This is a genomic window from Marilutibacter chinensis (assembly GCF_021725675.1).
In the GTDB taxonomy this organism is placed as follows: Bacteria; Pseudomonadota; Gammaproteobacteria; order Xanthomonadales; family Xanthomonadaceae; genus Marilutibacter; species Marilutibacter chinensis.
The window spans coordinates 98,344-110,610 of sequence record NZ_JAKJPO010000007.1; the positions used below are offsets into that span (position 1 = coordinate 98,344).

General features: G+C 68.7%; 11 protein-coding genes. 7 read left to right on the forward strand and 4 right to left on the reverse strand.

Annotated elements, in window-relative coordinates:
* The first annotated feature begins 69 nt into the window (after positions 1–69).
* From L3V18_RS11660 to L3V18_RS11685, 6 genes are all read left to right on the forward strand, one after another.
* Entirely contained in the window at positions 70–768 is a 699-nt protein-coding gene (locus L3V18_RS11660; RefSeq protein ID WP_237055056.1) for a Fe2+-dependent dioxygenase, read from the forward strand.
* 101 nt (positions 769–869) lie between these two features.
* Positions 870–1,511 carry a PepSY-associated TM helix domain-containing protein gene (locus L3V18_RS11665; protein WP_237055057.1) on the forward strand — a complete coding sequence of 214 codons (642 nt, stop codon included), beginning with the start codon at positions 870–872 and terminating at the stop codon, positions 1,509–1,511.
* Positions 1,512–1,569: 58 nt separating this feature from the next.
* Positions 1,570–2,082, forward strand: coding sequence for a DUF2271 domain-containing protein (locus L3V18_RS11670; RefSeq protein WP_237055313.1), 513 nt, complete (start codon positions 1,570–1,572; stop codon positions 2,080–2,082).
* 86 nt (positions 2,083–2,168) lie between these two features.
* Positions 2,169–2,990: a DUF4198 domain-containing protein gene (locus L3V18_RS11675; protein WP_237055059.1), complete on the forward strand. Its 822-nt coding sequence runs from the start codon at positions 2,169–2,171 to the stop codon at positions 2,988–2,990.
* 27 nt (positions 2,991–3,017) lie between these two features.
* Positions 3,018–4,064 carry an FAD:protein FMN transferase gene (locus L3V18_RS11680; protein ID WP_237055060.1) on the forward strand — a complete coding sequence of 349 codons (1,047 nt, stop codon included), beginning with the start codon at positions 3,018–3,020 and terminating at the stop codon, positions 4,062–4,064.
* The gene (locus L3V18_RS11685; protein WP_237055062.1) at positions 4,061–5,758 is read left to right on the forward strand and encodes a sulfite reductase subunit alpha; all 1,698 of its coding nucleotides are present in this window, start codon (positions 4,061–4,063) and stop codon (positions 5,756–5,758) included. The genes L3V18_RS11680 and L3V18_RS11685 overlap by 4 nt, the downstream gene beginning before the upstream one ends.
* 408 nt (positions 5,759–6,166) lie before the next feature.
* Here the strand turns inward: L3V18_RS11685 and L3V18_RS11690 are convergent, their stop codons facing one another.
* Both L3V18_RS11690 and L3V18_RS11695 read right to left on the reverse strand, forming a co-directional pair.
* Complete coding sequence (locus L3V18_RS11690) at positions 6,167–6,835, reverse strand: HutD/Ves family protein (RefSeq protein WP_237055064.1); 669 nt, start codon at positions 6,833–6,835, stop codon at positions 6,167–6,169.
* Positions 6,836–7,079: 244 nt separating this feature from the next.
* Positions 7,080–7,448 carry a ComEA family DNA-binding protein gene (locus L3V18_RS11695; protein WP_237055066.1) on the reverse strand — a complete coding sequence of 123 codons (369 nt, stop codon included), beginning with the start codon at positions 7,446–7,448 and terminating at the stop codon, positions 7,080–7,082.
* A 334-nt stretch (positions 7,449–7,782) separates the two neighbouring features.
* On the opposite strand from L3V18_RS11695, the gene L3V18_RS11700 reads away from it, so the two are divergent.
* Positions 7,783–9,276, forward strand: a complete 1,494-nt coding sequence (locus L3V18_RS11700) for a M20 family metallopeptidase (RefSeq protein ID WP_237055315.1) — start codon at positions 7,783–7,785, stop codon at positions 9,274–9,276.
* Between the two features lie 115 nt (positions 9,277–9,391).
* On the opposite strand, the gene cysN is transcribed toward L3V18_RS11700, so the two are convergent.
* Complete coding sequence (cysN, locus tag L3V18_RS11705) at positions 9,392–11,290, reverse strand: sulfate adenylyltransferase subunit CysN (protein ID WP_237055068.1); 1,899 nt, start codon at positions 11,288–11,290, stop codon at positions 9,392–9,394.
* The gene (gene cysD / locus L3V18_RS11710; RefSeq protein ID WP_237055069.1) at positions 11,290–12,207 is read right to left on the reverse strand and encodes a sulfate adenylyltransferase subunit CysD; all 918 of its coding nucleotides are present in this window, start codon (positions 12,205–12,207) and stop codon (positions 11,290–11,292) included. The genes cysN and cysD overlap by 1 nt, the downstream gene beginning before the upstream one ends.
* Positions 12,208–12,267 lie beyond the last annotated feature (60 nt).

The window sequence follows — 12,267 nt, forward strand, 5'->3', positions numbered from 1 at the left end:
AGTGCGCCTTACCCGTCCCGCCCATGCACAATGGGCGGGGCTGCCGGCAACCGCACTTGGATACATCCCATGCTGCTTCCGATCCCCGACATCCTGACTTCCGACCAGGTCCGGCACTGCCGCGATCGGCTCGACCAGGCCGAGCGGGACGGCGACTGGGCCGACGGTCGGCTCACCGCAGGCCATCAATCCGCGCGAGCAAAGGACAACGCCCAGTTGCTGGAGGACTCGCCGATCGCACGCGAACTGGGCGCGTTGATTCTCGATGCCCTGGGCAAGAACAGCACTTTCTTCTCGGCCGCACTGCCGCATCGCATCTATCCTCCGCTGTTCAATCGCTACGCCGGCGGGCAGTCGTTCGGCTATCACGTCGACAACGCGGTGCGCTACGACCGCAGCCGGGACGAAGCCTCGGCGATCCGCACCGACCTATCCGCTACCTTGTTTCTTGCCGACCCGGAGGAGTACGACGGCGGCGAGCTGGTCATCGAGGACACCTACGGCGTGCAGCAGGTCAAGCTGCCGGCGGGGCATCTGGTGCTGTATCCGGGGACCAGTCTGCACCGCGTCAATCCCGTCACCCGCGGCGCGCGGGTCGCCTCCTTCTTCTGGATCCAGAGCATGCTCCGCGAGGATGCCCAGCGTCGGCTGATGTTCGAGCTCGATATCGCGATCCGCCAGCTGAGCCGCGACGTGCCCGATCATGGTGCCCTGCCCAGGCTCACAGGCGTCTACCACAACCTGCTGCGACGCTGGAGCGAACTGTAATCGCGAACGGCAGCAGCGGCTGTCACCCGGCTCGAATTGCGAGTCATTCTCATTTCTGATGTAATGCCGGGCCGTCGCCCGCATCCTCCGGACCGCCCCGCTTGAGCAACCCGACCCATGCCGACCTGGCCGCCGCCCAGCAGCGCCGCAGCTATTGGCTGCGCACGCTGCACCAGTGGCACTGGATCAGTGCCGCGGTCAGCCTGGTCGTGCTGTTGCTGTTCACCGTCACCGGCATCACCCTCAACCATGCCGCCCAGATCGAAGCCGAGCCCAGCGTGTCCAGCCGCAACGGCACCCTGCCGGCCAGCGTGCTGAAGACCCTGCAGGACGAGACGGCGGCCGATGCCCCGCTGCCCAACGGCGTGCGTCGCTGGCTCGACGAGGAGCTCGGCATCCGCATCGACGGACGCGCGGCCGAATGGTCGGACGGCGAGGTCTACGTCTCGCTGCCGCGCCCCGGTGGAGACGCCTGGCTGGCGATCGACCGCGACAGCGGCGGGGTCGAGTACGAACTGACCACACGCGGCGTCATCGCGTGGCTCAACGACCTGCACAAGGGCCGCAACACCGGCGCTGTCTGGCGCTGGTTCATCGACGTCTTCGCGCTGGCCTGCCTGCTGTTCGCGTTGAGCGGACTGTGGCTGCTGCAGCTGCACGCGCGTCAGCGTGGCGCGACCTGGCCATTGGTCGCCGCCGGCCTCGCGGTACCGCTCGTGCTCGTCATCCTTTTCATGCATTGACACACCCCTTACGGACGGCCGGCGATGCCGTCGGCGTCCTCAACTGGAGTCCACGATGATGTTGCCCCGACTCGCTCTGACGATCGCCCTGCTCTCGCCATTGGCGGCGGCCGCCGCCGACATGGACATCACCGTCGAGGTGCCGCGGCTCAACGTCGCCGAGTACCACCGCCCCTATGTGGCGATCTGGATCGAGCGCGCCGACAACAGCGTCGCCGCCAACCTGGCGGTCTGGTACGACGTCGGCATGCGCGACAACGAGGGCACCAAGTGGCTGAAGGACATGCGCCAGTGGTGGCGGCGCAGCGGTCGCACGCTGCAGATGCCGGTCGACGGCGTCAGCGGCGCGACCCGCCCGGCCGGCCAGCACCGACTGAGCTTCGACGGCGCGCGGCAGCCTCTGGCCGACCTCGCGCCCGGCAACTACACGCTGGTGGTCGAGGCCGCGCGCGAAGTCGGCGGTCGCGAGGTCGTCAGCATCCCCTTCAGCTGGCCGGCGACGCGCACTTCGCAGCAGCAGGCGCGCGGCTCGAGCGAACTGGGCATGGTCCGGCTGTCGCTCAAGCCCTGAGCACGGCCGCGCACGGCCGCAAACCGATCACCGAGATCCCATCCGGACCACGGACCGGACCACACCGACCGAACCAGGAGCCACCGATGAAACTCCGCAGCGCCCATCTTGCCGCGACCCTCGCCGCCGCGCTCGTCCTCGTCACCGCCCCCGCCGCGCTCGCCCACAAGGCCTGGCTGCAACCTTCGCAGACGGTGTTCTCGGAAAAGGGCGCGTGGATGACCGTCGATGCGGCGGTGTCCAACGACCTGTTCTACTTCAATCACGTGCCATTGCCGCTGGAGCGGCTGCAGGTCACCGCGCCCGATGGCAGCGCGCTGCAGGCGCAGAATGGCAGCACCGGCAAGCTGCGCAGCGTGTTCGATCTCGAGCTGCCGCAGGAGGGCACATACCGGATCGCGATGGTGAACCGGGGCATGTTCGCCAGCTACAAGCTCGACGGTGAGAACCGCCGCTGGCGTGGCCGGCCCGAGGATTTCGCCAACGGCATCCCGGCTGGCGCGACCGAGGTGAAGGCCTCGGAGAGCCTGGGCCGGGTCGAGACCTTCGTCACCGTCGGCCAGCCCGACGAGGCGGTGTTCGAGCCCACCGGCAGCGGCCTGGAGCTGGTGCCGGTCACCCATCCGAACGACCTCTACGCCGGCGAATCGGCGACCTTCCAGTTGCTGCTCGATGGCCAGCCCGCCGCCGACCTGGAGGTCGAGATCGTCCCGGGCGCGACCCGCTACCGTGACCAGCAGGACGAGATCCGGCTGACCACCGACGCCGAAGGCCGGTTCTCGGTGACATGGCCGGGCGCCGGGATGTACTGGATGGAGACCAGCCACAGCGACGACAGGACCACGCTGCCGCAGGCCGGCGAACGCCGCGCGAGCTACGTGGCGACCTTCGAAGTGCTGCCGCTGTAAACCCGCGACACGGATTTCCCGCCTCCGATGCGTCCGTTTTCCCTGCAACTGGCCGGCTTCCTGCTGACCGGCATCCTGCTGGTCCCGCAGGCGGCCTTGGCGGCGACCCTGCACCACCTGTCCGGTCGCACCATGGGCACGACCTGGCAGGTACGGGTGGCCTCGGACGCAGACCCCGACCGTCTGAGCGCGGGCATCCAGGCGCAGCTCGACGAAGTCGTCGCGCAGATGAGTACCTGGGAACCGGCATCGGACATCAGCCGCTTCAACCGCGCCCCCGCGGGCGAGCTGCAAGGGCTGCCGGACGCGTTCTTCGAGGTGTTGGACGCGGCGTTGACGCTGGCCGCGGACACTGGCGGCGCCTACGACCCCACCGTCGGCCCGCTGGTCAACCTGTGGGGCTTCGGCCCGGACGGCGCCCGCGATGCGCCGCCCGACGACCGGGCGATCGCCGCCGTCATGGCCCGCAGCGGTTGGCGACGCCTCGTTCTCGACCGCCGCACCCGCACCGTCGTGCAGCCGGGCGGGCTGTACCTGGATCTGTCGTCGATCGCGAAAGGCTACGGCGTCGACCGGGTCGCCGCCTATCTGGATGCCACCGGCAGCAGCGCCTGGCTGGTCGAGGTCGGCGGCGAACTGCGCGCCCGCGGCCGCAAGCCCGACGGCGAAACCTGGCGCATCGCCATCGAGCAGCCAGCCCCGGACGACCGCGGCGATGGCGCGGCGACCGGCGACCTGCCGCAGCTATCCGGTGTCGTGCTCGAACCGGGTGACATGGCGGTCGCGACCTCCGGCGACTACCGCCACTATTTCGAGACCGCCGACGGCCGCTTCTCGCATACCATCGATCCACGCAACGGACGACCGGTGAGCCACGGGCTGGCGTCGGTCACCGTGCTGCATCCGTCCTGCATGCAGGCCGATGCGCTGGCCACCGCGCTGAGCGTGCTCGGTCCCGAGGCGGGTTACCGATATGCGGTCGAACGCGGGCTCGCGGCGCTGTTCTTCGTCCATGCCGGCGATGGCTTCCAGCGACGGACGACGCCGGCGTTCGAACGCCACCTGCTGCCATGACTGCTACGGCCGTTCCCTCGCGTCGGCCCGACCCCGGCCCTGTCGGCAATACGCTGGCCCTGCTCGCCCTGCTGACGCTGGCCGTGCTGGCGATGCGCTGGCAGGTGGAACCGCTGCAATGGCGCGATCCAGGTCCGGGCCGCTGGTGGTTCGCGGGCGTCGTGCTTGGACTGTGGGCCGGCTTCACCGGCGCGGTGGCTCTTTCGCGCCGGCTGCGCAGGCGCGCGGCCGATGCCGACGGATCCGTCTCCGCCGGCGCTCCCGTCGACTGGCTGGTCGCCCATGCCAGCCAGACCGGCTATGCCGAACAGCTGGCGATGCTGACCGCTGCGGCGCTGCGCAGCGCCGGCCAGCGGGTGCGGCTGGTGCCACTGGGAAAACTGGATACCGCAGCGCTGGCGGCGGCCGGGCAGGCGCTGTTCATCGTCAGCACCACCGGCGAAGGCGACCCTCCGGATGCGGCCATGCCGTTCGTTCGCCGCACGCTCACCGATCGGGCCGGGCTCGGCACGTTGCGCTATGGACTGCTCGCGCTGGGCGACCGCGAATACGACGCCTACTGCGCATTCGGCCATCGCCTCGACGGCTGGCTACGCCACAGCCATGCCCATGCGCTGTTCGACATGATCGAGGTCGACAATGGCGACGCTGGCGCCCTGCGCCTGTGGCAGCAGCATCTGGGACAGCTCGCCGGAAAGACCGATCTGCCGGACTGGAGTCGTCCGGCCTACCAGCCATGGCGGCTGCAGGCGCGTCGTCACCTGAATCCCGGCAGCCTCGGTGGCGCGGTGTTCGACATCCGGCTGGAGCCCGAGGACCCGACCCGACTCCACTGGAGCGCCGGCGACATCGCCGAGATCGGCCCCCGCCATGCCGAGGCCGACGTCGACGCATGGCTGGCGACGGCCGGCGTGGACGGCTCCGCCCGAGTGGAGCTCGATGGCGTGATGCAACCGCTGCGCGATCTTCTCGCCGGAGCGAAGCTGCCCGCGCCCACAGGTGTGGAAGGCCTGGATGCCCGGCAGATCGCCGCTGCGCTGGAACCGCTGCCGCACCGGGAGTACTCGATCGCGTCGATCCCGGGCGAAGGCCACCTGCGCCTGCTGGTCCGGCAGATGCGTCATCCGGACGGACGCCTGGGCAGCGGCAGCGGCTGGCTGACCGAGCACGCGCGCATCGGCGCCCCCGTAGCCCTGCGCATCCGCGGCAATCGCGCCTTCCACCTGCACGACGACGAACGCCCGCTGATCCTGATCGGCAACGGCACCGGCGTGGCCGGCCTGCGCGCGCTGCTGAGGGCCCGGATCGAGCGCGGACACGCGCGCAACTGGCTGCTGTTCGGCGAACGCCAGCGGCGGCACGACCTGCACTTCGGCGATGAGCTGCTCGGCTGGCAAACGCTGGGCTGGCTGGCCCGTCTCGACCTGGCGTTCTCGCGCGATGACGTCGTGAGATCGGACGAGGGCGGCGGGCAGACCGTGGCGCAGCGCCGCTCGGGTGTCTATGTGCAGGACCTGCTGCGCGAACAGCGCACGCGGCTGCAGGAATGGATAGCCGCCGATGCTGCCATCCATGTCTGCGGCAGCCTGCAGGGCATGGCTCCGGGCGTGGACGCGGCGCTGCGCGACTGCCTCGGCGACGATGCGGTCGACGATCTGATCGACGAGGGCCGCTACCGCCGCGACGTGTACTGAACAGCGCGGTCACTGCGGGCCGGCTGCCGCTGCGAAAACCATCTCGTGTATCCGGCGCGGCGACCCGGCCACTACATGAGCCGGGGCGATCGCGAATCGGCTCCGGTCGGAATGAACTCAGATCCCCCGGGCCCGGAAGGCAAAAGGCCGGCGACGACCCGGTCAACGGCTTGCCGGATCGTAATCTGCCTTGTGCCGCTCACGGGAACTGGAACTCTCCACGAGGAACGGCACGTCACCCGTGGCCGAATCCAGTTGGATCTCGACGGCACCATCCGGATGGCGGCAAAACCAGAGACCTTCGTCACCAGCGCCGGGATGCGGCATGACGATCGGGGCCCGAGAAACGTCCAGGTGCCTGGCGGAGACGTCAGGTCGCGTTGGTGTCCCGCATGTCTTCTTCGGACCTCACTCGGTCCGGCCCGTGGCCTCAGCCCGGCACAGCCTGATCACCCAGGCCTCGCCACCGCCTTCGAGCACGTGTCGCAATCGGGTCCGGCCGGCCGCTAGTACCGCGGTGTCGCCGGCCTCGAGCCCACCCGGTCCGGCACCGTCGGTGAACATGCCCTGGCCGCCGATCAGGTGTATCAGCCAGGTACTGCCGGGTTCGACGAAGATCACCATCGGACCGACCAGCGGCCGGTGCCAAGAGGCAGCATCGACCCGTGCGCGGCGCCACATCAGGTTGACCACCTCGACCCGGCCATCGAGGGGACAGCCGACCATCACCTCCTCGCCGGTGAAGCGGAGCCGGTCGTGCGGCGGATGCAGGACCGTCTCACCTGCGGCTCGCCGCAGCCGCAGACCGTTGCCGGACAGCAACATCTGCTCGCGCTCGACGCCGTCGAACCGCGAGAAGGGCGCTTCCCCATCGATCTCGGCAACCGAAAGCCGCCAGTCCCACCCCTCGTCCGCGGTGGAACCCTGGGTCGCATCGCTCGCCTCATCGCCCGCGGACCGGAGACGTCCTTGCGCTATCTCCCGGGTCCAGCCCAGGCCGTTGCGCCAGCGCGTGCGGAGGCAGGCATGGGACGGGACGATCCATGAATCGCGATGTGGGTTTGCGTCGTGTTCCATCCGCGCAGTCTATCGATGAGCGCTTCGCACCGCCCAATCCGCCGATCTCCCTGGATCGCGCATTCTCCGTCAACTGCCCTGGCCGGGCGGGCAGAAGGGCGGAGCAGCCACGACAGAGCCGCCCGCCACGGCTCCTTCCGTTGCGGGCGGCCTACCTCCATGTCCGGGGGCATCCCCCGATTCCGCCAGGGGTCCGTTCCTGGCTCGGCCGGCGATGCCTCCACGCATGCCGGCCCCGCGTGCTTCAGCGGCGGGCAGGTCGCGATGCCGCGGCACCCGCACCCGCACTCGCACCAGCGGCGGCGGCGGCAGGACGGCGCGGCGCGGCGTAACCGACCACGATCAGGTCGCGGTTCTTCTCCACCGTCTTCAGGCCGATGCCGCTGACCAGGGCCAGCTGCTCGACGCTGCGGAACGGTCCGTTGGCCTTGCGGTATTCGACGATCGCTTCGGCCTTGGCCGGCCCGACGTTGAGCAGGACACGGTCGAGCGTGGCGGCATCTGCGGTGTTGATGTCGACCTTCTCGCCGGCGATCGCGGTGGCGGTCAGCGCGCTGCCGACCAGCAGCAGCGCAAGAGCGACGGATTTCATGATCTGGTGCAGGGATTTCATCTGAGGTCCTTTCTCGTTGGCGTGTTGTGGAACGTCCTTGATTGCCGCGAGCCGGTCCCGATTGGTGCCGGTGGGCGGCAGGAACAGTCTCCCGAAGCCTCCGCGGCCAACCCATCGGCAGAGCCTCCGGAATGGAGCCGGAAATCCGCCCGATCCGGCCTAGGAAATTTCCTAGGCCAGGACCGGCGCCGACGGGGGCCGTGCCCCCGGACGGCCTCCGCGGTTGCCCTCGCCACCGCCGCCAGCTCGCTGCCCGGCCGCGGGGACGGATTCGCCGCTGGCGCTAAAATGGCGGTTCATCCGGTTCAGAGGTGCTCCAATGGACGCCAGCGCTATCGATCCCGCCGCCATCGAGAACTTCGTCGATGGCAAATGGGACGACGAGATCGTTCCCAGGCTCGTCGAATACATCCGTATCCCGAACAAATCGCCGATGTTCGATGCCGACTGGGTCGCGCATGGCTACATGGAGGACGCGGTCAAGCTGATGACCGCCTGGGCGGGCGCCCAGGGCATTCCCGGCATGCGGCTGGAGGTGGTCCGGCTGGAAGGCCGCACGCCGCTGATCTACATCGACATCCCGGCCGCGAACGGCGGCAGCGACGAGGATTGCGTGCTGCTGTACGGCCACCTCGACAAGCAGCCGGAGATGACCGGCTGGGACGACGATCTCGGCCCGTGGAAGCCGGTGCTGCGCGGCGACCGCCTGTATGGCCGTGGCGGCGCCGACGACGGTTACGCGATCTTCGGCTCGCTGACCGCGATCAAGGCGTTGCAGGAGCAGAAGCTTCCACATGCGCGCTGCGTGGTGATCATCGAGGCCTGCGAGGAGTCGGGGAGCTACGATCTGCCCGCCTACGTCGACCATCTGGCCGACCGGATCGGCAAACCGTCGCTGGTGGTGTGCCTGGATTCGGGGTGCGGCAACTACGAGCAGTTGTGGTGCACGACGTCGCTGCGCGGCCTGGCCGGCGGCAACCTGACGGTGAAGGTGCTCGACGAAGGCGTGCATTCGGGCGACGCCTCCGGCATCGTGCCGTCGAGTTTCCGCCTGCTGCGCCAGTTGCTGTCGCGGATCGAGGACGAGAAGACCGGCCGCATCGTCCTCGATGGCCTGCACGTCGAGATCCCGGCCGAGCGCGTCGAACAGGCGAAGCAGGCCGCGAAGGTGCTCGGCACCGCGGTCTACGACAAGTTCCCGCTGGTCGACGGCCTGGTGCCGATGAACGACGATCTCGCCGAACTGGTACTCAACCGCACCTGGCGCCCGGCGCTGTCGGTGACCGGCGCCGGCGGCATTCCGTCGCTGGATTCGGCTGGCAACGTGCTGCGTCCGCACACCGCCGTCAAGCTCTCGTTGCGGCTACCGCCGACGCTCAACGGCCGCAAGGCGGGCGAGTTGCTGGGCGAGACGCTGCTGCGCGATCCACCGAACGGGGCGAAGGTGTCGCTGGAGCTGGAAAAGGCGTCGGCCGGCTGGAATGCGCCGGCGATGTCGCCTTGGCTGGAAAGGGCGATCGACACCGCCAGCCGCGAGTTCTACGACGCGCCGGCGATGTACATGGGCGAAGGCGGCTCGATTCCGTTCATGGGCATGCTCGGCGAGAAATTCCCGGGTGCGCAGTTCATGATCACCGGCGTGCTCGGCCCGCACAGCAATGCGCATGGACCGAACGAGTTCCTGCACATCCCGATGGGCAAGAAGGTCACCGCCTGCGTGGCCCGGGTCATCGCCGAACACCACCTCGCCAGCCTGCGTGGCGAGACCAGCGGCGCCGCGGTCGCGCCCGACAGCGGCGATCGTCACGGCGATCACGGTTGCTGCTGATCGAGCGACGGGCGGGAAACGGCACACGGAACAAAGGGCCGAACCGGACGATCCGGCCCTTCTCGTTCTGAAATCGGGCTTCCCGGAACCCGCTGCCCGGGCCCGGGAAGGCGCGTCAGTCCAGCAGTCGCCGGATCACCCGTTCGGCCAGCGCCTCGGCGCTCTCGGCGACGGTGTCCAGGACCAGCTCCGCAGTTTCCGGCGGCTCGTACGGCGAATCGATACCGGTGAAATTCGGGATCTTGCCCGCGCGCGCCTTGGCATAGAGCCCCTTGATGTCGCGCTGCTCGGCGACGTCAAGCGGCGTGTCGACGAACGCCTCGATGAACTCGCCGTCGCCGAACAGTTCGCGCGCCATCCGCCGCTCGGCACGGAACGGCGAGATGAAGCTGACCAGCACGATCAGGCCGGCCTCGGTCATCAGCCTGGCGACCTCGGCGACGCGGCGGATGTTCTCGACCCGGTCCTCGTCGGTGAAGCCCAGGTCCTTGTTGAGGCCATGGCGGACGTTGTCGCCGTCGAGCACGAAGGCATGCCGCCCCATCGCGTGCAGGCGCTTGTCGACCAGGTTGGCGATCGTCGACTTGCCCGAGCCGGACAGGCCGGTGAACCACACGCATCGTGCGACCTGCCCCTTGCTGGTCGAACGCGCGGCCTTGTCGACATCGACGTGCTGCCAGTGGATGTTGCCGGCGCGGCGCAACGCGAATTCCAGCGTACCGGCCGCCGCCGTCGCATTGCTCAGGCGGTCGATCAGGATGAAGCCGCCGAGCGCGCGGTTGTCGCGGTAGGCCTCGAACGGAATCGGCTGATCGAGGTGCAGGTTGCACAACGCAACCTCGTTCAGTTCCAGATGCTTGGCGGCGAGCTTGTCCTGGGTGTTGACGTCGACCTTGTGCTTGATCTCGGTCACCGTCGCGCCGACGGTGCGGGTGCCGATCTTCAGCCAGTACGGACGTCCCGGCAGCAGTGGCTGTTCGCCCATCCACAGCAGGTGCGCGGCGAACTGGTCGGACAGCTCCGGCGGCTGGCCGGCGCCGGCGATCACGTCGCCGCGGCTGATGTCGAGCTCGTCGGTCAGGGTCAGGGTCACCGCCTGGCCTGCGGCCGCCCGCTCGAGGTCGCCATTGGCGACGACGATGCGCGCGACCTGCGAACGCCGTCCCGACGGCAGCGCGACGACGGCATCGCCGGGCTTCACCGAGCCGGCCACGATGGTGCCGGCGAAGCCGCGGAAATCCTGGTTCGGACGGTTGACCCATTGCACCGGCAGGCGGAAGCCCAGGCCGGCTTCGTCGCGGCTCGGCTCCACCGTCTCCAGGTACTCCAGCACGCTCGGGCCGTCGTACCAAGACGTCGCGGCGGAACGTTCGATCAGGTTGTCGCCCTTCAGCGCCGACAGCGGCACCGCCTGCACGTGATCGATGCCCAGCTGCGCGGCCAGCTCGCGGTAGCCGGCGACGATGGTGTCGAAGACCGCCTGGTCGTAGCCGACCAGGTCCATCTTGTTGACCGCCAGCAGGACGTGGCGGATGCCCAGCAGCGAAACGATGTAGCTGTGCCGGCGGGTCTGGGTCAGCAGGCCCTTGCGCGCGTCGACCAGCACCACCGCCACGTCCGCGGTCGAGGCGCCGGTCGCCATGTTGCGGGTGTACTGCTCGTGGCCCGGACAGTCGGCGACGATGAACTTGCGCTTGTCGGTGCTGAAGAAACGGTAGGCGACATCGATGGTGATGCCCTGTTCGCGTTCGGCGGAGAGACCGTCGACCAGCAGCGCATAGTCGATCTCGCCGTTCTGGGTGCCATGGCGACGGCTGTCCGACTCCAGCGCTGCGAGCTGATCATCGAACAGGCGCTTTGTGTCGTGCAGCAGCCGTCCGATCAGGGTGCTCTTGCCGTCGTCGACGCTGCCGCAGGTGATGAAACGCAGCAGCCCCTTGGTCTCGTGCTGCTCCAGGTAGGCCGCGACCGCGGCCTCGGCCTCCAGGTTGGCGATGCCGGTGGAAGCATCCATCAGAAATACCCCTCCTGCTTCTTCTTCTCCATCGACGCCGTCGGATCGTGGTCGATCACCCGCCCCTGGCGTTCGGAGGTGGTGGCCACCAGCATCTCGGCGATGATCTTCTCCAGGGTGTCGGCGTCGGAATCGATCGCACCGGTCAGCGGATAGCAGCCCAGCGTGCGGAAGCGCACGCGCCGCATCCGCGGCGTTTCGCCGTCGACCAGCGGCATGCGCTCGTCATCGACCATGATCAGCGCGCCATCGCGCTCGACCACCGGCCGCTCGGCGGCGAAATACAGTTCCGGCACCGGAATCTTCTCGCGGTAGATGTAGAGCCAGACGTCCAGCTCGGTCCAGTTCGACAGCGGGAACACGCGTACGCTCTCGCCCTTGTTGACGCGGGTGTTGTAGGCGTCCCACAACTCGGGGCGCTGCGCCTTCGGGTCCCAGCGGTGCTGCGCGCTGCGGAAGCTGAAGATGCGCTCCTTCGCGCGCGACTTCTCCTCGTCGCGGCGGGCGCCGCCGATCGCGGCGTCGAAGCCCCACTTGTCCAGCGCCTGCTTCAACGCCTGGGTCTTCATCACGTCGGTGTGGACAGTGGCGCCGTGGGAAAACGGACCGATGCCCTGGGCCACGCCGTCGGGGTTGGTGTGGGTGCGCAGTTCGACGCCGGTCTCGCTGGCGCGGCGGTCGCGGAACGCGATCATCTCGCGGAACTTCCAGCCGGTGTCGACATGCAGCAGCGGGATCGGCGGACGCGCCGGGGCGAACGCCTTGACCAGCAGGTGCAGCAGCACCGAGCTGTCCTTGCCGACGGAATACAGCATCACCGGGTTCTGGAACCCGGCGGCGACCTCGCGAAGGATGTGGATGCTCTCGGCTTCGAGCCGGTCGAGGTGGGACAGTGTCTTGGCGGGAATACTGGACATCAGGAGGCTTGGATTCTCTCGGGGTCCCGGCTCGGGTCGGGAGCCATGTGGAACCGGTAA